The 25,717-nt window shown below is 67.3% G+C and carries 24 protein-coding genes; 17 read left to right on the top strand and 7 right to left on the bottom strand.

The window, feature by feature from the left end:
* The first annotated feature begins 21 nt into the window (after nt 1-21).
* Nucleotides 22-771, top strand: coding sequence for an SDR family oxidoreductase (locus GOHSU_RS04150; RefSeq protein ID WP_005937272.1), 750 nt, complete (start codon nt 22-24; stop codon nt 769-771).
* A 40-nt stretch (nt 772-811) separates the two neighbouring features.
* On the opposite strand, the gene GOHSU_RS04145 is transcribed toward GOHSU_RS04150, so the two are convergent.
* Genes GOHSU_RS04145 through GOHSU_RS04135 form a run of 3 tightly spaced genes read right to left on the bottom strand, consistent with a single transcriptional unit; the run spans nt 812 to nt 3,814 of the window.
* Complete coding sequence (locus tag GOHSU_RS04145) at nt 812-1,159, bottom strand: hypothetical protein (RefSeq protein WP_005937264.1); 348 nt, start codon at nt 1,157-1,159, stop codon at nt 812-814.
* Nucleotides 1,160-1,198: 39 nt separating this feature from the next.
* On the bottom strand, nt 1,199-2,785 hold the full coding sequence (gene guaA, locus GOHSU_RS04140; protein WP_005937261.1) for a glutamine-hydrolyzing GMP synthase: 1,587 nt from the start codon (nt 2,783-2,785) through the stop codon (nt 1,199-1,201).
* A 45-nt stretch (nt 2,786-2,830) separates the two neighbouring features.
* Nucleotides 2,831-3,814, bottom strand: coding sequence for a serine hydrolase (locus GOHSU_RS04135; protein WP_155820929.1), 984 nt, complete (start codon nt 3,812-3,814; stop codon nt 2,831-2,833).
* Between the two features lie 185 nt (nt 3,815-3,999).
* On the opposite strand from GOHSU_RS04135, the gene GOHSU_RS04130 reads away from it, so the two are divergent.
* The 7 genes from GOHSU_RS04130 (at nt 4,000) to GOHSU_RS04100 (ending at nt 14,075) form a co-directional block, all read left to right on the top strand.
* A complete protein-coding gene (locus GOHSU_RS04130) occupies nt 4,000-5,502 on the top strand; it encodes a DUF3375 domain-containing protein (RefSeq protein ID WP_005937255.1) in 1,503 nt (500 codons plus the stop codon).
* Nucleotides 5,499-6,188: a DUF4194 domain-containing protein gene (locus tag GOHSU_RS04125; RefSeq protein WP_005937251.1), complete on the top strand. Its 690-nt coding sequence runs from the start codon at nt 5,499-5,501 to the stop codon at nt 6,186-6,188. The genes GOHSU_RS04130 and GOHSU_RS04125 overlap by 4 nt, the downstream gene beginning before the upstream one ends.
* A complete protein-coding gene (locus tag GOHSU_RS04120) occupies nt 6,185-9,472 on the top strand; it encodes an ATP-binding protein (RefSeq protein WP_005937248.1) in 3,288 nt (1,095 codons plus the stop codon). Before GOHSU_RS04125 ends, GOHSU_RS04120 begins: the two co-directional genes overlap by 4 nt.
* Nucleotides 9,459-10,637: a Wadjet anti-phage system protein JetD domain-containing protein gene (locus tag GOHSU_RS04115; protein ID WP_005937245.1), complete on the top strand. Its 1,179-nt coding sequence runs from the start codon at nt 9,459-9,461 to the stop codon at nt 10,635-10,637. Before GOHSU_RS04120 ends, GOHSU_RS04115 begins: the two co-directional genes overlap by 14 nt.
* A gap of 147 nt (nt 10,638-10,784) precedes the next feature.
* Nucleotides 10,785-12,380, top strand: coding sequence for a DUF222 domain-containing protein (locus GOHSU_RS04110; RefSeq protein WP_005937241.1), 1,596 nt, complete (start codon nt 10,785-10,787; stop codon nt 12,378-12,380).
* Between the two features lie 237 nt (nt 12,381-12,617).
* Entirely contained in the window at nt 12,618-13,205 is a 588-nt protein-coding gene (locus GOHSU_RS04105) for a hypothetical protein (protein ID WP_155820927.1), read from the top strand.
* 51 nt (nt 13,206-13,256) lie between these two features.
* Nucleotides 13,257-14,075 carry a mycofactocin-coupled SDR family oxidoreductase gene (locus GOHSU_RS04100; protein WP_005937235.1) on the top strand — a complete coding sequence of 273 codons (819 nt, stop codon included), beginning with the start codon at nt 13,257-13,259 and terminating at the stop codon, nt 14,073-14,075.
* Between the two features lie 191 nt (nt 14,076-14,266).
* Here the strand turns inward: GOHSU_RS04100 and GOHSU_RS04095 are convergent, their stop codons facing one another.
* Complete coding sequence (locus tag GOHSU_RS04095) at nt 14,267-14,977, bottom strand: transglutaminase-like domain-containing protein (protein WP_155820925.1); 711 nt, start codon at nt 14,975-14,977, stop codon at nt 14,267-14,269.
* A gap of 68 nt (nt 14,978-15,045) precedes the next feature.
* On the opposite strand from GOHSU_RS04095, the gene GOHSU_RS04090 reads away from it, so the two are divergent.
* A complete protein-coding gene (locus tag GOHSU_RS04090) occupies nt 15,046-15,480 on the top strand; it encodes an OsmC family protein (RefSeq protein WP_005937230.1) in 435 nt (144 codons plus the stop codon).
* 6 nt (nt 15,481-15,486) lie between these two features.
* On the opposite strand, the gene GOHSU_RS04085 is transcribed toward GOHSU_RS04090, so the two are convergent.
* Nucleotides 15,487-16,131 (bottom strand): NAD(P)-dependent oxidoreductase, encoded by a 645-nt coding sequence (locus GOHSU_RS04085; RefSeq protein ID WP_005937227.1) that lies wholly within the window; start codon nt 16,129-16,131, stop codon nt 15,487-15,489.
* A 163-nt stretch (nt 16,132-16,294) separates the two neighbouring features.
* On the opposite strand from GOHSU_RS04085, the gene GOHSU_RS04080 reads away from it, so the two are divergent.
* The 8 genes from GOHSU_RS04080 to GOHSU_RS04045 are packed head-to-tail and all read left to right on the top strand — an operon-like array spanning nt 16,295 to nt 23,031.
* Nucleotides 16,295-17,281 carry a diaminopimelate dehydrogenase gene (locus tag GOHSU_RS04080; RefSeq protein ID WP_005937224.1) on the top strand — a complete coding sequence of 329 codons (987 nt, stop codon included), beginning with the start codon at nt 16,295-16,297 and terminating at the stop codon, nt 17,279-17,281.
* A 54-nt stretch (nt 17,282-17,335) separates the two neighbouring features.
* Nucleotides 17,336-18,010 (top strand): hypothetical protein, encoded by a 675-nt coding sequence (locus GOHSU_RS04075; RefSeq protein WP_005937220.1) that lies wholly within the window; start codon nt 17,336-17,338, stop codon nt 18,008-18,010.
* A 35-nt stretch (nt 18,011-18,045) separates the two neighbouring features.
* Nucleotides 18,046-18,633, top strand: coding sequence for a biotin transporter BioY (locus tag GOHSU_RS04070; RefSeq protein ID WP_005937217.1), 588 nt, complete (start codon nt 18,046-18,048; stop codon nt 18,631-18,633).
* Entirely contained in the window at nt 18,630-19,316 is a 687-nt protein-coding gene (locus tag GOHSU_RS04065) for an energy-coupling factor ABC transporter ATP-binding protein (protein ID WP_005937214.1), read from the top strand. Before GOHSU_RS04070 ends, GOHSU_RS04065 begins: the two co-directional genes overlap by 4 nt.
* Before the next feature lie 10 nt (nt 19,317-19,326).
* On the top strand, nt 19,327-19,929 hold the full coding sequence (locus GOHSU_RS04060) for an energy-coupling factor transporter transmembrane component T family protein (RefSeq protein WP_005937212.1): 603 nt from the start codon (nt 19,327-19,329) through the stop codon (nt 19,927-19,929).
* 46 nt (nt 19,930-19,975) lie between these two features.
* Nucleotides 19,976-20,914 (top strand): cysteine synthase A, encoded by a 939-nt coding sequence (gene cysK / locus GOHSU_RS04055; RefSeq protein WP_005937209.1) that lies wholly within the window; start codon nt 19,976-19,978, stop codon nt 20,912-20,914.
* Nucleotides 20,915-21,514 carry a serine O-acetyltransferase EpsC gene (epsC, locus tag GOHSU_RS04050; protein ID WP_005937206.1) on the top strand — a complete coding sequence of 200 codons (600 nt, stop codon included), beginning with the start codon at nt 20,915-20,917 and terminating at the stop codon, nt 21,512-21,514.
* Between the two features lie 8 nt (nt 21,515-21,522).
* Complete coding sequence (locus GOHSU_RS04045) at nt 21,523-23,031, top strand: MFS transporter (RefSeq protein ID WP_005937203.1); 1,509 nt, start codon at nt 21,523-21,525, stop codon at nt 23,029-23,031.
* Nucleotides 23,032-23,066: 35 nt separating this feature from the next.
* On the opposite strand, the gene GOHSU_RS04040 is transcribed toward GOHSU_RS04045, so the two are convergent.
* Nucleotides 23,067-24,278: an amidohydrolase gene (locus GOHSU_RS04040; RefSeq protein ID WP_005937201.1), complete on the bottom strand. Its 1,212-nt coding sequence runs from the start codon at nt 24,276-24,278 to the stop codon at nt 23,067-23,069.
* A 40-nt stretch (nt 24,279-24,318) separates the two neighbouring features.
* Nucleotides 24,319-25,671: an anaerobic C4-dicarboxylate transporter family protein gene (locus GOHSU_RS04035; protein WP_005937198.1), complete on the bottom strand. Its 1,353-nt coding sequence runs from the start codon at nt 25,669-25,671 to the stop codon at nt 24,319-24,321.
* Nucleotides 25,672-25,717 lie beyond the last annotated feature (46 nt).

Raw genomic sequence — 25,717 nt, 5'->3', positions numbered from 1 at the left:
CGACAAGAGTACAACGGAAGTATGAAGATCGTCGTGATCGGTGCAGGTGGGGCCATGGGCCGGCGGGTGGCCGACCGGCTCGAACGACGCGGGGCCCAGGTGGTGCGAGCACATCGGGCCACCGGTGTGGACGCGGCCACCAGTGAGGGGCTGACCGCGGCAGTCGACGGCGCCGATGTGGTGATCGACTGCCTCAACGTGGCCGCCGCCACCGAAGCCAAGGCCGTCGCCTTCTTCGAGCAGACCGCAGCGAACATCGCCGACGCCGCCAAGGCCGCCGGGGCCCGGGTGGTCCTGCTCTCGATCAGCAACGCCAGCGATCCGGCCGTCAACGCCAAGATGGGCTACTACAAGGGCAAGGCCCGGCAGGAACAGGTGTACCGCGAAAAGCTCGGCGAGCAACTCACCATCGTGCACACGACCCAGTGGTTCGAACTGGCCCTGACCATGTCCGAGCAGTTCGCCCTCGGTCCGCTGGCGATGATGCCGCACATGGTCACCGCTCCGCTGGCCGCCGACGACGGCGCCGACGTGATCGTCGACGTCGCTCTGGGCGCCTCCTTCGCCGGTGCGGCGAGCATCCAGGTCCGCGGCCCCGAACGGATGGACCTGCTCGACGTGGCCCGGCAGGCCAGGAAGGCCCTCGGCCGCAAGGGCAAGGTGTTCAGTCTCCGCTTCGGCGGCCCCGGTCTGACCGACGGGAGCCTGATTCCCGACCCGGCCGATGTGATTACCTCTACCACCGTGAAGCGGTGGCTCGCGACCCTGTGACTCGCACTGCCGAAGAACCGATCCCCCGCGTTTCTGCTGGTCAGGGTTCAGGTGATTCGACCAGTTCATCGCCGACTGGGAAGGCCAGTGTGAACTCGTCGCCCACATCGCCGACGGCATCGGTGAGGGCGGTCGTCACGATCACCCGATCGTCGTAGACCTGCCGGATCCGGACCACCTGATCGCGGTAGGCGAATCGGTGCGTCAGGAAGCCTAATCCGATGGCCTCCAGTGCCTCTTCTGCGTCGTTCCAGTCGTTGACCGGCGACAAGGGGCGCCCGAGCCGATCGATCGGCTGGACCGCGGGCCCGGCCGATTCCAGATCGATCCAGCCGATCACTTCGCCGTCTGATCTGCGGTGCGGAATCCAGTGCTCCGGAAGCGCCATGCCCTCAGCCTAGAGAGCCCTCGGCCGGCCGCAACCGGCTCACTCCCATTCGATGGTGCCCGGCGGCTTGCTGGTCACATCCAGCACGACCCGATTCACATCGGGGACCTCGTTGGTGATGCGGGTGGAGATGGTCGCGAGCACCTCATACGGGATCCGGGTCCAGTCGGCGGTCATCGCATCCTCCGACGACACCGGGCGCAGCACGATCGGATGACCGTAGGTGCGGCTGTCGCCCTGAACGCCGACGCTGCGGACGTCGGCCAGCAGCACCACCGGGCACTGCCAGATCTGACCGTCCAGGCCGGCGGCCGACAGTTCCTCGCGCGCGATCAGGTCGGCCTTGCGCAGCAGGTCGAGCCGCTCCTTGGTGATATCACCGACGATGCGGATGCCCAGACCCGGACCCGGGAACGGCTGACGGGCGACGATCTCCTCGGGCAGACCGAGTTCGCGGCCCACCGCGCGGACCTCGTCCTTGAACAGCAGACGCAGCGGTTCGACGAGCTCGAACTCCAGATCCTCGGGCAGACCGCCGACGTTGTGGTGACTCTTGATGTTCGCGGTGCCCGCGCCGCCGCCGGATTCGACGACATCGGGGTACAGGGTGCCCTGGACCAGGAAGTCGACCTTCTGGCCGCTTTCGGCCTTGTCACCGAGGACCTCGGAGACGGCGCCCTCGAACGAGCGGATGAACTCGCGGCCGATGATCTTGCGCTTGGTCTCCGGATCGGAGACACCGGCCAGCTCGGTCAGGAACGTCTCCTCGGCGTCGACGGTCACCAGGCGAGCGCCGGTGGCGGCCACGAAATCGGTCTGCACCTGTTCGCGCTCCCCGGCCCGCAGCAGACCGTGGTCGACGAAGACGCAGGTGAGGCGATCACCGATGGCGCGCTGCACCAGGGCCGCGGCGACGGCGGAGTCGACGCCGCCGGACAGGCCGCAGATCGCCAGGCCGTCGTCGCCCACCTGGGCCTTGATGTCGGCGATCAGCGATTCGGCGATGTTCGCCGCGGTCCAGGTCGGCTTCAGTCCGGCGATCTCGTACAGGAAGCGGGTGAGCACCTCCTGGCCGTGCGGGGTGTGCATCACCTCCGGGTGGTACTGGACGCCGGCCATGCGGCGCTGCACGCTCTCGAAGGCGGCGACCGGGGCCCCCGGGGTGGAGGCGGTGACGGTGAATCCGGCGGGCGCTTCCTGGACGGCGTCGTTGTGGCTCATCCACACCGGCTGCGTCTGCGTCAGACCGTGATGCAGGACGCCGCCGTCGCCGGTCACCTCCAGCATGGTGCGCCCGAATTCGCGGCCGCCGGTGTTGGCGACCGTACCGCCGAGCGCGTCGGTCATCTTCTGAAAGCCGTAGCAGATTCCGAAAACCGGAATGCCCTGTTCCAGCAGCTGCGGGTCCAGTGCCGGGGCGTCCTCGGCGTAGACCGACGACGGTCCGCCGGACAGGATGATCGCCGCCGGATCCTTCGCGAGAAACTCCTCGAGTGCAGCATCGTGGGCGATCACTTCGGAGTAGATGCGCGCCTCGCGCACCCGTCGAGCGATGAGCTGCGAGTACTGAGCTCCGAAGTCGACGACGAGGACAGGGCGCGGGTGGTCAGCCGAGGTTTCCGTCACGCGCGTCAGTCTATCGCCGCGCCGGTCGCGCGCCGCGCGCCGCCCTCACCCCAGTGGGTCGGCGGCAGCGGCGGCCGGTAGCAGCCGTGCTACGACGCCGGTCACCGTCTCGCGCGCGTGGACAGCGCTCTCGTCGTCGTCGTCGATGAATTCGGATGTCTGCGGGAGTTCGGTCGCACCGTCTGAGTACTGCACGTCTTCGGCGACCTGTGCCACGAGGATGTACCGCTCGTCCGGGCCGAAGACGCCGGTGGTCAAGTGGATCCATTGGGCTGCGACGCAGCACATCCAGCCCTGTTTCAGCGCCACCGGCTGCTCGGGGCCCAGCACCGCGGGCAGCCCGAATCCCTGGGCGTATCCGTCGGTACCGGTCGCGGCCCAGTGGCGCAGGTGGTCCAGGATCCGGTCGGCCCAGGAGTCACCGGGTTCGCCCCAGGTACCGGCGCCGCGTTCGTCGAGCAACTGGTTGTAGAAGGCAACGATGTCCGAGGGCGTGGTCTGCGTGTGCCACCACAGCCCATCCCCCGGCGGCTGCGTCCGGGTCAGGCCGTAGCGAGACGCGACCGCCCCGACCAGGTCGGATCCACCCAGCTGCTCCCAGAGCATGGTGGCGGTGAAGTCGTCCGATTCGGACAACATCAGGCTCAGTTGCGCCTCGTCGTCGAGGAAGCCGGCACGCTCACCGTGGACATCACGCAAGGCCAGCTCGGAGGCGATGAAGAGTTTGGCGATCGAAGCGGTCAGAATCGGCTCGTCCTGTCCGACGCCGACCTGACGACCCGTCTGGCGGTCCGTCAGCAGCAGCCAGACCCGTGACCCGCGGTCGGCGGCCCACTCGAGCGCCTCGTCCAGACGGTCCGCGGCCGTCTCGAACTGATCACCGATCTCTGCGCCCTTGCGGTCGGGTAACACTGCCGCCAGTGTCGCCGGCACGCACACAAGCAAGAGCAGGACCAGCAGGACGCTGACGCGACGCCTGCGGCCACCGCCCCTACGGACCGCCGGTGCGTATCCTTTCGACCCGGCCATGGCACCACCGTAAGTGGTCGCACAGAATTCGGCATCACCCGGGAGCGTGCCCTTGCCGGAACGAACCTACCGAGCGGCCGCGTTCCGTTTCGTACTCAGGCGGTCGAGCCCGGAGCACAAGACTGCCGGCAACTCGCCGATCGTCCCGCACACCGGCCTGACTCTTGTCGGTGCCTCATGATTCCATGATCTCTAACGACCGCTTCATCATCAGGGGAGACATCATGGCCGCGCTCGGCGATGTGTACCGGCTCGCCGGATTACGCACCGACGATGCGGCCTGGCGTCTGCTGCGTACCGATCACGCCCCGGTGATCCTAGGACTACTCGGTCGCCACTTTACGCACGGTGCTCGCCCTCTGCCGGCACCGGAACTGTTCGCGCTCCTGGATGCCGATCTTGAAGAACTCCGCGACAACGGCTGGGATCTGCCGCAGACCGGTCGGGGTTACTGCGCGGCCTGGGTCCGCGACGGCTTCTTACTCCGGCGTTCCAGCAGTACCGCGCGCGAGGAATTCCTCGAGCCGACCGAAGGAACTCTGGCTGCACTCGACTTCGCTGGCGCTTTGCAGGCACCGATCCGGGCGGTCACCGAGTCGCGGCTCACCACGCTGGCGAGTCAATTGAGTGCCTTGGCTCGAGACTCCGATCCGAGCGCCCAGTCCCGCCTGGCTCGCCTGCAGGTGGAGCGCGCCGCTCTGGATCGACAGATCGCGGCAGTCGAATCCGGGGACTTCCCGGTACTCGGAGGGGAACGCGCGTTGGAGCGTGGGCGCGAGATCCTCGCGCTGGCCTCGGAAGTGCCCAGCGACTTCGCTCGTGTCCAGAGCGCTTTCGATGAGTTGAACCGCAGTCTGCGCGCACGGATCCTCGACGATGAGAGCGATCGCGGAGACACACTGGGGGATGTCTTCCGCGGGGTCGACCTGATTGCCGACTCCGAAGCCGGCCGCAGTTTCTCCGCCTTCTACGACACCATTCTCGATCCAGCGCGCGCCGCCCAGATCGACGATGCGATCACTGCCGTCCTCGATCGCCCATTCGCCGCCGAGTTCACCGGTGAACAGCACCGCCGGCTCCGCGGCCTCCTGACCGATATGGAGGTCGCCGCTGGTGAGGTGCACGCGGTGATGACATCGCTGTCCCGGTCTCTGCGCCACTTCGTGCAGTCTCGAGCCTACGAGGAACACCGCCGGATCCAGCAGCTCATCCGGTCGACCCAGCAGCAGGCCCGCACCGTGGCCACCGTGCGCCGCCCCTTCGATGTCCTCGATCTCGAGCTGGTTCGGGTCGGGATGGCCATCGAATCGGTCTCCGCGCTCCGTCTGCACGACCCGGCCGACGATCGCGTCACCGACGAGGTGGTGGTGCACCCGGCCGGACATGCCGACCTGGAGTCACTGCGGCAGCTGATTCGCGAGTCCGAGATCGATTTCGACGAGCTCACCGGCAATATCGCTGCCACCCTGACACAGCGGGGCCAGGCGAGCATCGCCGATGTGCTGGTCGAACACCCCGCGACCCAGGGCCTGGCCAGTATCGTCGGACTGCTGGTGCTGGCAGGGCGCCACGGTCATCGAGTCGACGGAACCGAACGGATCGGCTGGACATCGCAGGCCGGACTGACACGCTCGGTCGTCATTCACCGTCACCAGTTCGACCCGACCGCTCCGGAGTTGCAGCCATGAGTTCACCCGAGCCTGGTTTTCCTGACCACGGCGAGCTGGGCGCGGCAGCGTCCGAGTCCGTCGGCCACTACCCCGGCGATCTGGGCACCCTGGCGCCGGCGAGCCGCCGCGCCCTGGTGCAGCTGCTGAAGGGGCCCCTGATCACCTCGGCTAGACATCCGGAGATCTGGAGGACCGTGATCGCCGATCAGCGGCTACTGAGATCGCGACTGGCGGATGTCTTTCTGGACTTGGTGATCGACGATGAGAACGAAATCGCTTTCACCCGCCCGGCTGATACCGGTGATGCTGTGGCTGCACCAGTGGTGCTCCGCACCGAACGACTGACCTTCATGGACACCGTTATGTTGCTGGCCCTGCGCCAACTGCTGCTGCGAGCCCAGCCGGGCGAGCGCGTGATCGTCGACCGTGACGAAATCGCCGAACAACTCGAGATCTACCGGCGCCGCGCCGATACCGATCCGGCAGGCTTCCGCAGACGTATCAACGCCTCGTGGTCCAAACTCACCAAGTATTCGTTGCTGTCGAGTACGACCACCGAAGATCGGATGGAGATTTCACCGGTGGTGCGGCAGTTGTTCGACGCCGATCAGGTCGCGCTGGTCGCTGCCGAATTCGATCGGATCCTCGCCGAGGAGAAACCCGCTGACGGCACCCCCGCCGACGACGTCCCGGACATCGAATGAGCTCCACCGCCGGGCAATACCGGCTGGCCCGCATCCAGGTGGTGAACTGGGGCACCTTCGACGGCTACCACCAGATCCCGGTCGCCCGCGACGGCTATCTGATCACCGGCGGCTCCGGTTCGGGCAAGTCGACGCTCCTCGATGCGATCTCCGCGGTTCTGATGCCCGGTGATCGGGTGAAGTTCAACGCAGCGGCGCAGGAGTCCGACAGATCCGGGCGCAGTCTGGTCAGCTACATCCGCGGCGCCTGGCGCCGGGACACCGACGCCGACTCCGATGTGCTGGTCAGCAGCTATCTGCGCGACGGCGCCACCCGCAGCGCCATTGCGCTGACGTATCGGACGCAGGATCCCCGTATGGCGGTCACCCTGATCAAACTCCTCCATCTGGGACGCGGCAAGAATGCGGCCGGCGAGGTCGTCAGTCTGCATCTTCTGGTCGACGGCGAGTTCGACCTCACCGATGTGCTGCCTTACCTGAGTAACGGCATCGACCGGCGAGGGATCCGTAAGCGCTGGCCGAATGCCGACGTGAACCCGTCATACTCCCCGTTCGCCCGCAAGTTCCGGTCCAGACTCGGCATCTCGTCCGAGGCTGCACAGCGGCTCCTGCACAGGACGCTCTCGGCGAAGAGTCTGGGCAGTCTTGATCGTCTGTTCCGTGATTACATGCTCGATGTTCCGGCGACGTTCGCGCTGGCTGAACGTGCCGTCGAGCAGTTCGAGGACTTACGCGAAGCCCACCGGGTCGTCGTCGATGCGCGAGATCAGGTGCAGACCCTGGATCCGCTTGTCGACCTGGACCGGCTCCGCCAGGAGTCGTTGTCTCTGGTCGAAGCCACCGCGGAGGAGGCCTCGTTCCTCGATATCGCGCACGCGCAGCGAACACTGGAGATACTGCAACGGGAGTTAACCGAGCTGGAAGGCCGAACGCCGCTCATCGAGGAAGCCCAAACCGCTGCTCAGGGCCACGACGAGCGTGCCCGCGATGCCGTCCTGGACGCAAAGGTCGCGATCGAGCACCTCGACGCCGGCCGCCTGTCGGTCCTGAATGCCCAGCACGATGAACAACGACGTGCCGTCGCACGCATCGGCACTCGGCGCGAGCGGATTCAGCAGGCCGTCGCCGTCTGGGACGGGACTGTCCCCACCGATGCCGAAGGTTTCGCCCGATTGCGGGGACAGCTGGAGGATCAGCTCGCCGAATCGACCGGCGGTCACGAGCAGCGACGCGGCGAACAGTATGCGATCTCGGCTCGGCGGGAAGCCGCGCGTACAGAGATCCGCCGGCTCGAAGCCGACCGGGAGGCCCTGGCCAGACGCCGTTCCAATCTTGACCCGGCCCTGCTGCGCGCCCGCGAACTCATCTGCGCAACAGCCTCGCTGACCGAGGATCAACTCCCCTTTGCCGGCGAGCTCCTGCAGGTGCGTGGTGACCAGTCCGACTGGACCGGGCCGATCGAACGTGTACTCGGCGCATTCGGACGCACGCTGCTGGTAACCGATGAGCTCTACCGCCGGGTGTCCGCCGCGGTGGACACACAACACCTGGGCACGCGCCTGGTCTACCGCCGCGTCGTACCGGCCCCAGAGCACCGGACGCGGCGCACCGGTTCGTCGTCACTGGTTCGCAAACTCGAAGTGGCTCCCGGTCCGTTACACGACTGGCTGCAACAACAGCTTGCCGACCGGTACGACTACGCCTGTATCCCCGATGTGGCCGGTTTCGCCGACCACGAGCGCGCCGTCACCCGAGCCGGTCAGGTCAAGCATTCGGCGCAGCGCCACGAAAAGGATGACCGAAGCAGCGTCGATGATCGACGGCGCTGGGTGCTCGGGTTCGATAACGAAGCCAAACTCAACGATCTGCGACACCGTATCGACCAGTTGCACAGTGAAGTGGACGGTCTTTCGGCACGGCTGGATGCTCTGGACCGCCGTGAACAGCAGATCGCCGCTCAGAACCGTGCCGCACAGTCGGTGCTGGACGTGCAGTGGGCCGAGATCGATGTCGCGACCGCCCAGACCGAACTCGATACCGTCGCAGCCCGGATCGCACGATGGCAGCAAGACCACCCCGAACACGCCGCCCTGGCACTTGCGCTGACGCAGGCACAGCAGGCCGCCGAACAAGCCGCCGGTGCTCTTGCGGCCGCCACGGCTAAAGCCCTGTCGCATCGCAGTGAACTCGATCGGTACCGTGACCTGGTCGCCGCGAGCACTTCCGACGCTCACTCCTCGGTCCCGGAAGCCGTCGCCGAACGACTCGACCGACGTTACCAGGCTCAGACTCGACGGATCACCAGCGCCAACATCGACAAGGTCGTGCACGAGGTGAGCAAGGCGATCACCGGAGAGAATCAACGTGCGGCGCGGGAACTGTCCAAAGCCAACGACGGTATCGTGAGGGTGCTGTCGCGATATCTCGCCCGCTGGGAAGCTCGTGCCGGGGAGCTCCGGGCCGAACCCGAATTCTCCGGTGACGCGCTGGCGGTCCTGCACCGACTTCGAGCCGACGGCCTCCCCGAGTACGAGACACGGTTTTTCGAACTACTGAACGAGCAGTCCACCCGCAACCTCGGTCAGCTGGCGATCAATATCCGACGCGCTCCCGGAGAGATCCGGGCACGCATCGATCCGGTGAACCAATCACTGCGGACCTCACCGTTCGATACCGACCGATGGCTCAAGATCGACGTGCGGGAACGTCGCTCACCGCTGGCGGCCGAATTCCTCGACAGCCTCGCCGAGGTGTCGTCCGGCTCGTGGGCACAGGAGACGCGCGAAGCCGCCGAGGGCAGGTACGTACGGATGGCGCAGCTGCTCGAACGGCTGGGGTCGAGAGAACCCGCTGATGAGCGCTGGCGCAAGCACGTTCTCGATACCCGTCTGCACGTCGGCTTCATCGGCGTCGAATACGACGGTGACGCCGAGCCGCGCAACTATCACGATTCCTCCGCCGGCCTGTCCGGTGGGCAGGCGCAGAAACTGGTTTTCTTCTGCCTGGCTGCTGCTCTGCGCTACCAGCTCAGCCCGGACGGCAGTGGGGTGCCCGGTTACGGCACGGTCATCCTGGACGAGGCATTCGACCGCGCCGACGCCGCCTACACCCGCCGCGCACTTGATGTCTTCGCCCAATTCGGTTTCCACCTGGTTCTGGCCACACCACTCAAGTTGCTACAGACCCTGGAGGATTACATCGGCGGCGCGGCGACGATCAGTATCCGGGAAGGAAAGTACTCGCAGATCGATCTGTTGGAGTGGTCAGACGATGACCCGCAATGAGATCACTCCGGCACAGACCCGCGAGCGTGCTCACGCCGCCGTTCGTTCCCGGCTGCGCGACTGGCTCACCGATCCGGTGGCTGCACAGGCCGATGTGCTGAACATCGCCCTGAAGCCACCGACCGAACGACGCCTCGCCACCCAGTCCGAGAGCGCCCGCGACTGGGTGCGGCTTTGGCACGAGTACCACGGTCCGGGGGCCGTCGACTGGGAACCGCGGCGATGGCCGAGCTTCGGCACACAGAACGTACCGGTACGTCTGCGGCTCAGCGGCGCCGACCAGATCTGCCGTGCAGCCGAGCAGGCGACTCGCTGGCGACGATTGCTGAGCCGCCGCGAGAAGCTCGTGGCGTTGGGCCGGTCCGACGGCCTTCCGGGTGCGGTCGCCGCAACCTTTCCACGATGGGAGACGCTGGACGACGACGATTTCATCCGCCTGATCGCTACCACCGACTGGCTCCTGAAGAATCCTCGTTCCGGACTGCTGATTCGTCAGCTGCCCATCGAAGGCGTCGACACCAAATGGCTCCGCGCGCACCGCCGGCTGGTCGAGAACCTGGTCGACGGTGCCCGCGGCTCCACCGATCTGGGTATCGGCAACCTGCCTTCGCTGCGGGAGATAGTGCTGCTCGACCCCGCACTGCTCCCCGGTATGCCGAAAGTTCTGGCCAGCACCGTCGCCGGACTGGCGGAGCTGCCCATTACCCCGTCGACGGTGCTGATCCTGGAGAACCGGGAGGGAGTGCATGCGCTCCCACCGATTCCCGGGACCGTGGCGATCGCCGGCGGCGGCAATGCGGTCACTGACCTGACCGCAATCGAATGGGTTCGGCACGCCGACATCGTCTACTGGGGCGATCTCGATACCCACGGCGTGGTCATCCTCGACCGGCTACGACGCCGCCTGCCGCAGGTGCGGAGCCTGCTGATGGATCCTGCAACCTTCACTCGCTTCCGGCATCTGTGCGTACCCGAACCGGCACCGGCGACCGAGGATCCCTCCACCCTGACCGACACCGAATTCGCGGCCCTGCTCGCGATCCGCGCGAGCGGGCTTCGCTTGGAGCAGGAACGGATCCCCTGGCCGTATGTGCTGCAGCAATTGGCGGCGGCCGGTCTGCCGGTCGTCCATTCAGATGGGTCCGACCTGATCGCCGGGAACTGAAGTCCGGTTCACCAGGCCCAGTTCAACAGTGTTTTCCGGTCTGGTCGTCGTCACTCCATTCCACGCGAAATCGCTATTGCCATCCACCAGGAGAGAGCGTAAAGTGGAAGTACAAATCGAACATATGTTCTACGCAGAGGAGGGGCGATGGGTCAGCATGACCAACTCCCGCCATCGTCACCCTCCTCGCCACAGCCCGCCGAACCACGCCGCTGGCGCGATGCCGACCTGAGCCCACTGCAACTCGGCGCGAAAGTCACCCTCGACGACGATCCTTCGCCCCGGGAACTGCGCGCTGCACAGCTAGACCGCATCCACCGAGTGCTGTCGACATGCAAGGGAGAGTCGTACCTGATGTGGTTACGCCTGGACGCCGTCGCCGATCTGATCGAACAGCATCAGTGCGGCACCGAGCCGGCCGATCCCGCCGCCGACCCGGCCAGCGCGGCCAACTCCGCCGAGTTCACTCGCCTCCTGGAACCGCGCACACAGCTGGCCGCCGCGCTCGCAACTGCGATGTCGATCAGCAGGTTTCGCGCCGAAGCGCTCCTCGATCAGGGCGAAGCCCTGCGCCACCGCCTCCCCGAATGCGGGCTGCTGCTGCGCGACGGCGTGATCGAACCCCGCACGTTCGCGCGTCTCGTGTTCGAGACCGAAGGCGTCACCGACCCCGCCCTGCTAGCCGAGATCGACCACCGCATCGCCGAGGCGATCCGAGCTTCCGGTCAAGTCGCCCCGCACGCTGCCGGACAGCAGGCCCGCACCATCGTCACACTCATCGATGCCGAGGGCGCCCGCACCGATCGGGAGATCGCCAAAGACCACATCGGCGTCACCGTGTACTCCCGCCGCGGCGGGATGGCCACCCTGGAGATCACCGACAGTGCCGAAACCATCGTCGCGGAAGAAAACGCCATCGACGCCCTGGTCAAGGGAGTCTGTCCCAACGATCCCCGATCGACCCGCCGGCGCCGCGCCGATGCTGCCGCCGCCCACTTCGGCGCCAAGGCCTTCACTTGCCAATGCGATCGCGAGGACTGCACGGCCTGGATCAGCTCCCCGGGCTCCGGGCGGTCGGCGCAGTTGGTGGTACATGTGATCACCGACGGATCCACTCTCGAAGGCGGCGATAAGCCGGGCCATCTCGGCGGATACGGCACCATCGATGCCTCCCAGGTGCGTGATATCGCCGATCGTCCCGGCACCCGGGTGCGGCCACTGAACCTGACCGATCTGACCGGCCGCGCCGCACAACAGGCGAACCCGTACCGCCCCTCGGCCACACTGGATGCCGTGATCCGCGGGCTGTTCCCCACCTGTACCTGGCCCGGCTGCGAACGACCGGCCCATCGCTGCCAACTCGATCACGTCACCGAGTTCAATCACGATCACCCCGAAGCCGGGGGCGCGACCTGCTACTGCAACATCAACCCCAAGTGCTTGTTCCACCACCAGTTGAAGACTTTCGGCGACGACTGGCTCGATGATCAGATCGTCGACGCGCACGGCACCGTGTGGACTGAAGTCACCACCCCGCACGGCGTCACCGTGCGCACCCGGGCCCTGAACACCTGGCTCTTCCCGGGGCTTGGATTGATTCCCTGCGGTCACGGCCCGCCGATCGCACCCGGCCCCGGCGATCCGGGCGCCGAACCCACTCGCACCCTCACCCGGACCGAAGCCAAGCACGCCTACCGGCAGCGTCTGCGTGCTCGCAACCGTATGGAAGATCCGCCGTATTAGAGCGGGCCCCGGACCGTCTGCAGTGCTCCCGAATCAACGGTCGAATAGCCGCAAACCAGCAAAAAAGGGCACCGCCGGCCCTAGGCTGGCGATACGCGGAAAGGCGGTCGATTCTCGATGTCGTCCCACCTGACACCCGGGGGTGCGCCACACAAGGTCAACCACTGGTCCCGGCGGGCAGGACTGTCCCTGCGGCCCTGGAGCGGCCGCGCTCCGCTCGGCCTCATCGTGCAGGGAGTGATCCAGACCAGTCTGTGCGCCGCCGTCGCATGGCTCGCCTGGCGACTCTGGCGTGATGACGAGTTGGGCAGCGCCACCGAACTGGGCGACCTGCGCACAATCGCCATCGTCATGATCGTGATCATGTCGCTGGTGGGTGTGCTCGGCCTGGCCCGAATCATCGTCGGCGGTCTGGACCTGGCACTGCGGCGAACGGTGACCGGCCGAGTGGTCAGCATTCAGGAGCGCCGACTCGGCGATGCCCTCCCGCACCTTCTCCAGCAACTGATCTTCCAGCAACGCGACAGCGGCATGGATCGGCGGAGCAGCCGCTTCGAGCTGGTCCTCAACACCCCCGACGGCCTGCGGCAGTGGACGATCCGCAATGCCCGGATGCGCGATCGATTGCGTGTCGACGAACACGTGCAGCTGCGGGTGAGCCCGATCACCGGCTATGTCGCCGCTGTTCAGCCCCATCGCACGCTGACGAACCGCACGCTGACGAACCAGACGCTGACGACCGCACTCCTTCGGACCTGCACTGCGCCGACCACCCCGGCAGGACTCCCACCAAAGCTCGGACAACCGTCCCCCGGGTGCCCTTGACTGGGTACAGGCCCGGACACGGGCGAACCAGACAACAGGACGGAGTACATCATGGCCGGACGACTCGACGGACAAGTAGCACTGGTCACCGGTGCGGCCCGCGGACAGGGCCGCACGCACTGTGTACGGCTGGCTTCGGAGGGCGCCGACATCGTCGCGGTGGATCTGGCCGCGCCCCTGCCTGCGGGCGTGCCTTACGAATCGGCGACCCCCGCTGACCTGGATGAGACCCGTCGTCTGGTCGAGGAGACCGGGCGCAGCGTGATCACCGTGCAGGCCGATGTGCGCGACCTCGAGGCGATGCGGGCCATCGCCGACGACGCCGTCGCCAAGCTTGGCAAGATCACCACCGTCGTGGCCAACGCCGGGATCTGCATCCCGGTCGTGTGGAACGAGACCACGCCCGAGTCGTTCGACGATGTCATGGGGATCAACGTGCGCGGGGTGTGGAACACCGTCATGGCCACCGCCCAGCACGTCATCGATGCCGGCGGCGGTTCGATCATCTTGATCAGCTCATACGCCGGCAAGAAGGTGCAGCCCTTCATGGTTCCGTACACCACCAGCAAACACGCCGTCACCGGTATGACCCGCGCCTTCGCCGCCGAGCTCGGCCAATACAACGTCCGGGTCAACAGCGTTCACCCCGGCGGCGTGGCCACCCCGATGGGCGGCGGCGACATGGTCGGTGAGCTCGAACGCACCGGTGCCACCAACCCGAAGCTCAACGCGATGGGTACCCCGTTCACCGCGCAGTTCTGTGCCCAGCCGGAGGAGATCTCCAACGTCGTGGCCTTCCTCGCCTCCGACGAGTCGAAGTTCATGAGTTCTGAACACCTCAGCGTGGACGGCGGCTCTCAGTACTTCTGACCACAGACGTCCGCGGCGCTCCACGCACCGTCGCGGCGTTCGACCACAGATGCGGCCCGCGCGCGTGCTGCGAATGCGCTCGAGCGCCGCGTTTGCACGACGAATGCTGCGTTCGCGGAACGAACGCCGGGTCTGCACGATGAGCGCCGCGACCGTCGACGCCACAGACCTCTGCGAAGCAGAGACGAACCTCAGCCGTGGAACGCCTGGTCTACCACGCCGTCGACTCCAGCGGTGACCGCGGGTCCGTAGGCCTGGCGGATCGCGGTGATCATCTGCCCGAAGGGCAAGTCGTCGTAGCTTCCGTGACCACGGACGTACTCCATGTGACGATTACCGGCGACGTCGTACGGGTGCATCAGCGCATCCGACTCGCCGTCGAACTCGAGCATCTTGGTACCGAAGCGCTCACACAGTTCACGGTTGAATGCCGGGCTGGCCTTGCGCCACGCGCCGTCGAGCCAGATCACCGAATAGCCGTGGTAGACGAACAGGTCGGTCCCCATCAGCGCCTGCAGCTTCTCACTCTGCAGGTGGTTGCGTACATCGGAGAAACCGACGCCGGCGGGAATGCCGGCCGCACGGCAGGCCGCGGTGAGCAGCACCGACTTGGGCACGCACCAGTTGGCCTCGCTGGCCAGCACCGCCGAAGCCCGGAATCGCTCGGACTGATCGGTGATCGAGTACGGGTCGTAACGCCAGTCGTCGCGGACCGCCTCGAACAACGCCACGGCCTTCTGCCTGTCAGTGCGCGCACCGGCGTCGGCGATCACCCGTTCGGCGAATTCGACGATCGCGGGGTCATCGGAATCCAGGAACCACGTCGGCTCGGTCGAATCCGGCCGCGGCGGGCTGGTCAGCAGCGCTGCGGACTCTGTGTACGGCGATTCTGAGTTCGGCATGGGCTCCAGCATGCCAGCAGATCGCGAAAACGCCCACGAAATATACCCCGTGGGGTATATTGGGCGTTATGCAGAAACTTCCCCACCACTACGCCGCCTCCGCCATCAGCGAGCCGGGCGAGCCGATCACCCTGTCCTCCCCCGGCCTCAACGAGCTCATCACCGAGACACCGCCGGAGTTCGGCGGGCCGGAGGGGATGTGGTCACCGGAGACGCTGATGATCGCCGCCGTGGCCAACTGCTTCGTGCTGACCTGGCGCGCGGTCGCCGCCCACAACAAGGTCGACTGGATCGACATGCGCGTGGACGCCTCCGGTGTCCTCGATCGTGTCGACCGGGTCACCCGCTTCACCCAGGTGACCCAGAAGGTGCAACTGGTCCTTCCCGCCGGCGCCGATCGCGCTCAGATCGAGCAGCTGCTGGCCAAGACCGAAAGCGCGTGCCTGGTCTCCAATTCGATGAATGCCGAGTTCATCCTGGAGAGCGAGATCGTCGAGGCCTGACCGGACTCAATAGGCGACGGTGAACCGGCTGCGTCGATGCGCGGGCCGGGTCACCTCGTCGATCACCGCCACGCCGAAATCAGCACCGGAGATCTGCGACTCGCCGTTCTCGTCGGTGAGCAGCACATCATCGCCGACCCGATACTCGCCGCGGTAGACCCCCGGTGCGGCGGCACCGAACGACGCAGCGGGGCTCACCAGAAACCAGTCCAGTGCGTCCGGAGTGGCCCGCAGATCGTCGAGAACCTGCGCCATCTCGGCGGCCTCGGCCCTGGCTTCCGCCGGAAAGTCACCGTCGATCAGCAACGGACCCCCCTCGCTGACGTGCAATGAGCCCGCACCGCCGATCACCCCCAGCCGGACACCGGCGTGCGCCGCCTCGGCGGCCAAGGCCGCGATCGCCGGGCGCACCCGGCCGGCCATATCGCCCCGCGGAGAGATCGCCACGATCACCACATCGGCACCGTCGAGGGCTCGGGCGCGGGTGTCCGCCTCCAGAACCGACCCGCGTCGATAGTCCACATTCGCAATCTGCATCGGGGCCTCGTGGCGGCTGAAACTGCGCACATCCAGCCCGGCCACCGCCGCGGCCTCGACGATGTGCGCTCCCGCAAAACCCGTTCCACCGATCACCGTCACTTCGGTCGCCATCGCCGTCTCCTCTCTGCAGGCCTCACCGCTGAAGTCCTCACCTTCCACGGTAGCCGGGAAACGCCACCGGGAACCGGGGTCGGCATCCGGTCCGGCGGTCGATAGACTCGGCCCGGTCGGCTGGACTCGCCGGCGAGCGCGCACGACGAGAGGACCATTACCCGTGACGACACAGATTCGGGTCGGGATTGTTGGCTACGGAAACCTGGGACGCGGCGTCGAGACCGCGATCGGACTGAGCCCGGATATGTCGCTGACCGGTGTCTTCACCCGGCGTGACCCCGCCAGTGTCACGACCGTCGGCACTGCGACCGAGGTGTTCGCAATCGACGAGCTGGATCGCGACCGCGACGACATCGACGTGCTTATCCTCTGCGGCGGCTCGCGTAGCGATCTCCCGGAGCAGAGCCCTGCCCTGGCAGCCCGATTCAGCATCGTCGACAGCTACGACAACCATGCACACATCCCCGAGCACTTCGCCGCCGTCGATGCGGCCGCCCGCCCGGCAGGCACCACCGCCGTGATCTCCACCGGCTGGGACCCGGGCCTGTTCTCCCTGAACCGGGTCTTCAGCGAGGCCATCATTCCGCAGGGTGCCACCTACACGTTCTGGGGGCGCGGCCTGAGCCAGGGTCACTCCGATGCCCTGCGTCGGGTTCCCGGAGTCGCCGGTGGCGTCCAGTACACGCTGCCCTCGGAGGCCGCGATGGAGAGGGTCCGCGCCGGTGAGCACCCGGATCTGTCCACCCGCGAGCGCCACACCCGCGAGTGCTTCGTGGTGCTCGAGGAGGGCGCCGACGCCGAGACGGTGCGCGCCGAGATCGTCTCCATGCCCGACTACTTCGAGCCCTATGACACCACCGTGCACTTCATCAGCGCGCAGGAACTCGAACGCGACCACCAGGGCATGCCGCACGGCGGCTTCGTGATCCGCAGCGGCACCACCTCGCCGGGCACCCAACAGGTGATCGAATATCAGCTGGCCCTGGAATCGAATCCGGAATTCACCGCCAGCGTCCTGGTGGCCTACGCCCGCGCCGCCGCCCGCATGAACCGGGCCGGCGTCGTCGGCGCTCAGACCGTGTACGACGTCGCCCCGGGGCTGCTCTCACCGCTGTCGCCGGAACAGCTGCGTGCGGACTACCTGTAAGCCGAGCGACCGCAGCCGGTGAACGACGCCGGTGATCCGAACAAGGGGGCGAGAATGGCCAGCGAGCCGATGACACCTGCTGGCAGCGAGGCGATTCGCGTGCAGTTGAGCCCGTGTGTGGGCGGCCTGGTCCGCACCTGGTACCACGACGGCGGCCAGACCCACCTGTGGTCGTCCCCGGATGCCGACTGGCTGACCGGCGCGCTGGCGACCGGGCGGATCGGCCGGACACATCGAGCCCACCCGCGGGACGACGCCGAGGACCAGCGGCACTTCCGGGAGGTGGGACTGCTGAGCACCGAGAGCGGCACCCTGGTGGTGCACGGGCCCGACGAGACCGTCCTGCGTCTCGAACCGGTGGACCAGCCGCATGACGACTCGGTGGCCGGCGACTTCCACGATGTTCTCACCCAGGCGGTCGAGCACTGCGTCGCCACCGGCGAATACCTGATCGTCGAACAGGGCGACCCGACGGCACCCGGCGAGCCGTTCTGCCTGTTCACGGTGATCGACGGCGAGGACGGACCGATCTGCGTCATCGACACCGCCCCCGATCCGCACGGTTCACAGCTGTGGGAACCACACTTGATCGCCGGGCGGCCCACCCAAGAACTGAGCGCATCGGCGACACCGGAGGCGCTCAGCGTCGCCCCGACCCTGATGATCGACGCGATCAGCCGCTGGGGCCTGGAACCGTGGGACCTGGCGTTCACCTTCGGCACACCCTGAGCGCACCGCGGCGCGACCTGTCCTACCCTTATCGGGTGCCAGGCTTCCTGAAGTTCTCCATCAACGACCTCGCTCAGGCCGCGGTCTTCGCCGCCCTGATCGCGGTGCTGGGCATTCCCGGAGCGTTCAACCTCGCCAGCGGGATCCCGATGACCCTGCAGACGCTCGGAGTCATGATGGCCGGGGCGGTCCTGGGCCCGCGCAAAGGCACCCTGGCGGTGGTGATCTTCATGGTGCTGGCCCTGGCCGGCCTGCCGATCCTGGCCGGATTCATCAACGGCACCACCTCGCTGGCCAGCCCGGGACGCGGCGGATTCTTCCTGGGATTCCTGCCCGGCGCCTTCGTCATCGGCCTGCTGACCGCGTTCATGATGCCGCGCTATCGCCTGTGGCTGGGCATTCTGATCAACATCCTGGGCGGTGTGGTGGTCATCTACGCCTGCGGGATCCCCTACATGATGGCGATGGGGCACATGTCGTTCACCGCCGCGATCAGCGTGATGGGCCCGTACACCATCGGCGATGTGATCAAGGCCGTGCTGGCCGCCCTGGTCGCCGCCGCCGTGCACCGGGGCCGTCCCGGCCTGATCGCGCCGATCCGGCTGCGCCGCCCGGCGACGTGACCTCCATCGAGTTCGACGACGTCGCCCACAGCTTCGGCGACCGCCGGGTGCTGCGCGGAATCAGCGTCGAACTCACGCAGGATCGCATCGGGATCGTCGGGGCCAACGGCAGCGGCAAATCGACGTTCGCCCGCATGATGAACGGTCTGGTGATCCCGGATTCGGGGACCGTCACCGTCAACGGCCTGAACGTCGCCAAGAACAAGCGCAAGGTCCGCCGTCAGGTCGGCTTCATCTTCTCCGATCCGGATCGGCAGATCATCATGCCCACCGTCGTCGAAGACATTGAACTGTCGCTGACCCGCGTCGAGAACGATAAACGACGACGCCGCGAACACGCCCTGGCCACCCTCGCCGATTTCGGGCTCGCCGACCACGCCGACCAGCCCTCGCACACACTGTCCGGCGGGCAGAAGCAGTTGCTGGCGCTGGCCTCGATCATGGTGCTGGGGCCGTCGATCCTGATCGCCGACGAGCCGACCACCATGCTGGATCTGCGCAACGCCGCGATGCTGCGCGAGGTGCTGGCCGGCCTCGACGAGCAGCTCATCGTCCTGTCCCACGATCTGGAACTGCTGGCCGACTACCAGCGCGTGCTGGTGCTCGACGACGGCCGCCTGGTCGCCGACGACGAGCCGGGGCCGGCGATCGACTTCTACCGCCGGCTGATGGCGCGCGGATAGGGGTGCGGCCATGACCATGCTCGGCACGTACATTCCCGGCCGCTCCCCCGTGCACCGGCTGCCCGCCGGAGTCAAACTCCTGGCGCTGTTCGCGGCGATCGCGGCGCTGTCGATCTTCGTCTCGACGCCGATCGCCGCGGCTGCCGCGGTGGCCGGGGTCGCCGCCGTCTTCGCGGTGGCCGGGATCGGCCCGCGGCGCGCTTGGCCGCTGATGCGCGGGGCCCTGCTGATGGTGGCGATCATCGTGGCGGTCCAGCTGATCGTCGCCGGCTGGCACAAGGCGCTGATCGTCGGCGCGATCCTGCTGGCCTCGATCGCCCTGGCCGCCGTGGTCACTCTGACCACGCGCACCAGCGACATCCTCGACACGCTGATCGCGGTGCTGGCCCCCCTGCAGAAACTCGGTGTGCGCACAGATTTAATCGCGATGGCTCTAGCCTTGACAATCCGCTCGATTCCGCTCATCGCAGAGGTCTTCGGTCAGGTCGACCAGGCACGACGTGCCCGCGGACTGCGACCGGGCCCCCGCGTGCTCATCGTTCCGGCGGTCCTGGCGACCCTGGAGACCGCCGACCGTTTCGCTGACACACTGGCCGCCCGCGGCCTGGACTAGGCTGAAGCTAACGCATCCCCGCCTCACGCCTGAAGAAGGAAGCCCCGTGCCTGCGAATTACTACGACGATGTCTCCGCTGTGGTCGGCCGTACCCCGCTGGTCCGCCTGAACCGCATCACCGAGGGCGCCGACGCCACCGTGCTGGCCAAGCTCGAGTTCTACAACCCGGCCAACTCGGTGAAGGACCGCATCGCCGTCGCCATCATCGACGCCGCCGAAGCCGACGGCACGCTGCCACCCGGCGGCACCATCGTCGAGGCCACCTCCGGTAACACCGGTATCGCCCTGGCGATGGTCGGCGCCGCCCGCGGCTACGACGTGGTGATCGCCATGCCCGAATCGATGTCCAAGGAGCGCCGCGCCCTGCTGCGTGCCTTCGGTGCCGAGCTGGAACTGACCCCGGCCGCCGAGGGGATGGCCGGTGCGGTGCGCCGCGCCGAGGAGATCGCCGCCTCGCGGCCCGGCGCCGTGCTGGCCCGACAGTTCGCCAACCCGGCGAACCTGGCCGTCCATCGCAACACCACCGCCGAGGAGGTCTGGGCCGACACCGACGGTGCGGTCGACGTCTTCGTCGCCGGCATCGGCACCGGCGGCACCATCTCCGGCGTCGGCCAGGTGCTCAAGGAGCGCAAGCCGCAGGTCAAGGTCATCGCCGTCGAGCCCGAGGAGTCGCCGATCCTCAACGGCGGCGCCCCCGGACCGCACAAGATCCAGGGGCTGGGCGCCAACTTCATCCCCGAGATCCTCGACACCGACGTCTACGACGAGGTGCTCGACATCAACGCCGAGACCGCACTGGAGTGGGCCCGCAAGGCTGCCGCCCAGGAAGGTCTGCTGGTCGGTATCTCCTCCGGAGCGGCCCTGGCCGCCGCCGTAGCCGTGGCCAAGCGTCCCGAATCGGCCGGCAAGACCATCGTGGTGGTCCTGCCCGACTTCGGTGAGCGCTATCTGTCCACACCGCTGTTCGAAGGTCTCGTGGACTGAATGCCCGATCCGCTGCCTGCCCAGTCGGCGCCGTCGTCGTTGGCGGCGCTGCTGCGGGAGGATCTGCAGGCCGCCTGCGATCGTGATCCGGCGGCCCGCAACAAGCTGATCGTCGCCGTCTCCTATCCCGGCGTGCACGCCCTGTGGCTGTACCGCCTGGCTCATGCGATGTGGGTGAGCTCCCTGCCGCTGAAGTTCCCCGGCCGTCTGCTGTCTCAGCTGGCCCGCTTCCTCACCGGCGTGGAGATCCATCCCGGTGCGGTGATCGGACGGCGGTTCTTCATCGACCACGGGATGGGGGTGGTGATCGGCGAGACCGCGCAGATCGGCGAGGACGTGCTGATGTTCCACGGCTCGACCCTGGGCGGCACCAGCATGAGCAAGGGCAAACGGCATCCGACCGTGGGTGATCGGGTGCTGATCGGCGCCGGCGCCAAGATCCTGGGCCCGATCACTCTGGGCGACGATGTGAAGGTCGGCGCCAACGCGGTAGTGGTGCACGACGTTCCCGAGGGCTACGTCGCCGTCGGGGTGGCCGCCAAATCGCGTCCGTCCGGCGACATCATCGACCCCTACGCCGAACCGGCGCTCTACATCTGACGGCCACCGTGGATCGTCGCTGGTGGACCCTGCTGGTGGTCTGCCTGGGCACGTTCATGCTGCTGCTGGACGTGACCATCGTGATGGTCGCACTGCCGGACATCGAACACGAGTTACACGCCAGCTTCACCCAGCTCGAGTGGGTCACCGACGCTTACGCCCTGTCCCTGGCGGCGCTACTGCTGACCGCCGGATCCCTGTCCGACCGGTTCGGGCGGCGACGGGTGTTCGCCCTGGGACTGGCGGTGTTCACCGCCGGGTCGGCGTTGTGCGGGGCCGCCACCGTCCCCGGGATGCTGGTGGCCTCGCGCGCCGCGCAGGGTGTCGGCGGCGCCATGCTGTTCGCCACCTCGCTGGCGATCCTGGCCGCCACCTTCCGCGGCCGCGACCGCGGTATCGCCTTCGGCGTCTGGGGTGCGGTGACCGGGGTGGCGACGGCGCTGGGCCCGATCCTGGGCGGAGCCATCACCACCGGCATCAGCTGGCGCGGCATCTTCTACGTGAACGTGCCGTTCGGTCTGCTCGCCCTGGTCCTGACGTTCGCCTTGATGAGCGAGTCGAAGGCGCCGGTCGCCCGCCCCGTCGACTGGGCCGGCATGGTCTCGTTCACCGGCGGTCTGTTCGCTCTGGTCTACGGATTCACCGAAGCCGGCGAACGGTCCTGGACCGATCCCCTGGTGCTCTGGTGCTTCGGTGTCAGCGCCGCACTGCTGCTGGCCTTCGGCGTCCGGGAGTGGCGCGCGCGGGCCCCGATGTTCGATCTGGACCTGTTCCGCGTGCCGACCTTTCTGGGCGGTTCCATCGCCGCATTCTGTATGAACGGCTCGATGTTCGCGATGATGCTGTACTTCGTCCTCTACCTGCAGAACCAGCTGGGCATGAGCGCCCTGGACGCCGGGCTGCGGCTGATGGTCTTCTCCGGGGTCACCATGGTGGTCGCGACGATCGCCGGCCGGCTCACCGACCGGGTGCCGGCCCGCTGGATGATCGGCCCGGGTCTGGTCCTGGTCGGGGCCGGACTCCTGGCGATGACCGGGCTGCACGCCACCTCCGGCTGGACTCACCTGATCGCGGGCTTCGTACTGGCCGGCGTCGGGGCCGGACTGGTCAATCCCCCGCTGGCATCCACGGCGGTCGGTGTGGTGAGCGTCGACCGCTCCGGGATGGCCTCGGGAATCAACAACACCTTCCGGCAGGTCGGCATCGCCGTCGGCATCGCCGTCTACGGAACGATCTTCGCTTCGGCCATCACCGCCGATGTCACCCGGTATTTCGCCGAGCATCCGATCGCGCAGGTGGACCCGGCCGCGATCTCCGGCGCCGTCAGCGGCGGGCGGCAGCAGCAGATCCTCGACAGCGTCCCGCGGAGTGACCGCGCCGAACTCACCGAGGTCATCGCCACGGCCTTCACCGATGCGATGAACCACCTGTTCGTGATCAGCGGCACCGTCGCGATCGTCGGCGGGGTGGCCGCGTTCCTGCTGATCCGCAGTCGCGACTTCGTTCAGGCCCCCTGACCGGTCCCCCGGCGGTCCCGCGCGGGCCGGGCGGCTTACGGGGCCAGCCAGGCACGGGCCGCGGTCACCAGCGCCGCCACCCCCATCGTCAGAGTCGGTTCGATCACCGGCGCGTACTCGGGCGAGTGGTTCGACGGGATCTCCGCCAGCACCTCGAACAGGTCCGCCGGCGGGGCGAACAGCGCCGGGTCGGCTCCGCCGAGGAACCAGTACACCGACGGGGCTCCGGCGGCCGCGCCCAGCCGGCCGAAGTCCTCCGAACCCGACCCCGGGGGCACCTCCATCACCCGCCCGTCGAATGCCGCCTGGAAGGCCGCGACGACGCGCTCGAGCGCAGCATCGTCGTTGAGGGTCGCCGGACCGTTGTAGAGCGTGGTGATCTCCGGTTCGCGGTCGGCCCCCGAGGCCATCGCTTCGGCCCGGACGATGCGTGTGATGGCCGCCAGAACCTTCTCCCGGACCGTCAGATCGAAGGTTCGCACCGACAGCTTGAGCGTCGCTTCGTCGGGGATGATGTTGCTCTTGGTGCCGGCCTCCACGACACCGACGGACACCACGACCTGGTCGGTGGCCGCCACCTCGCGGCCGACGATGCCCTGGAGCCGCAGAATCACCGCGGCGGCCATCAGGATCGGGTCCACCGTCGTCTCCGGCCGCGAGCCGTGACCGCCCCGGCCGAAGAGCCGGATCTGCAGGGCATCGCTGGCGGCGAGGGTGTAGCCGGGATGGTAGAACACCATGCCTGCCGGGCCCGGCGCGACGTGCTGGCCGAGAACGACGTCCGGATGCGGCACCGCGTCGAGCAGACCTCCGTCGACCATCGCCATGGCGCCCGAGAGGTCCTCTTCCGCGGGCTGGAAGACTGCGACGACCGTTCCGGACCACTCGTCGACCGTGGCCGACAGCTGTGCCGCCGCGCCGATCAGCGCCGTGGTGTGCATATCGTGACCGCAGGCGTGCGCCACCGGCACGGTCTCACCGTCGTCGTTGACCGCCGTCACGGTGCTCGCATAGTCCAGGCCGGTTTCCTCGCGCACCGGCAGGGCGTCCATATCGGCACGCAGCCACACCGTCGGCCCGTCACCGTTGCGCAGGACGCCCGTGACGCCGAACCCGCCGAGGCCCTGCCTCACCTCGTAACCGGCGGCGGTCAGCGCACCGGCCACCACCCCGGCGGTGCGTTCCTCCTGGCCGGACAGTTCCGGATGGCGATGCAGGTCGAGATAGATCTCTTTCAGACTGTTCATGTGAGCGCGACTCCCTTTTCGGTAGACGAGGAACTGCAGATCAGTAGACGAGTAACTGCAAGCCCAGACCCACCGCGATGGCGAAACCGCTGCACAGCAGCATGGGCACCAGGAACGAGCCGTTGATCAGGATCGAGCCCTGTTTGGTGGAGCCTGTCTTATCGGTCAGTATGCACGCCTGACCGAGGCCCCCCATCGAAGCCAACAGGTTGTTGCCGCTGGCCGCGCCGAGCATGCCGGTCATGGGACCCATCCCCAGCCCGGCTGCGGTGGCCGCAGGCACCAGGATCGTCAGCGAGGCGACCTGGCTCTGGATCAGTGAGGCGAGCATGAACAGCAGCAGCGCGAAGAGCATCACCGACACCCCGATGGCGCTGCCGACGAACGAGGTCACCGACTCCATGTGGGCGTTCAGGATGGTGCCGGCCAGGACCGGGACCGACAGCAGCAGCAGCGCGGCAATCAGCCCGGTGCCGATGATCGGCTCGTTGATCACCGCGGGTGTCTTCACCTTGCAGACGATCATGATCACCCCGGCCACCGCGAACATGGTGATCGGGATCATCGTCGACATCGAGACCGTGTGGTCGACGTAGGAGCCGTCCGGCAGCGCCTTCAGGTAGGTGGGCCGCAGCTTCTCGAAGAAGCCCAGGATGCAGCCGATGATCACCCCGGCGACGAAGATGAACGCGCTGGCGGCCGCGCGCGGACGCAACGGCGGCAGCGTGTCCGGGTCGGCCTGACTCGGTGGCTCGATCTCGCCGGCGGCCAGGCGCCGCTGATATTCGGGATCGTCGGCGAGATTCTTGCCGTAGCGGGACATCACCAGCGACGCCAGCACCGTGGCGATCAGGGAGGCCGGCACAGTGACCGCGAGCATCTTGCCCAGCGAATTGCCCTGCGACTCGGTCTGCTGGAGGAACACATAGGAGACCGCAGCGACCGGACTGGCCATCAGTGCCAGCTGCGAGACGGCGTTGGCCGTGGCCAGGACGCGCTCGGGCCGGATCTTGGCGCCGTAGGACACCTCGTAGAGGATCGGCACCAGGGCGAAGGTGATGTTTCCGGTACCGGACATCACGGTGAAGATCCACACCAGCAGCGGTCCCACGACCGGAATCTGCCGGGGATGTTTGCGCAACCCCCGCTCGGCGAGCCGGACCAGCCACTCCATGCCGCCGGCCGCGGTCATCGCCGCAGTCGCCGTGATCACCGACAGGACGATGAAGATCGCGGCGATCGGCGCCTGCCCCGGCTCCAGGCGCATCGCCTCGACCATGATGAACACCGACACCGCCGATGCACCGATCAGCGCCATGGGCCCGTAGCGGGCACCGACTGCCAGCGGCAGCAGGAACAACAGGATCTGCACGATCACTTCGACGACGGTCACCTCTGGAGCGTCCCCCGTTCTACGACGGATTGTCGCGTAACCGAGT

Source organism: Gordonia hirsuta DSM 44140 = NBRC 16056 (assembly GCF_000333015.1).
GTDB classification, from domain to species: Bacteria; Actinomycetota; Actinomycetes; order Mycobacteriales; family Mycobacteriaceae; genus Gordonia; species Gordonia hirsuta.
Note: the sequence above shows the minus strand (reverse complement) of the source record. Positions and strands in the feature narration are given on the sequence as shown.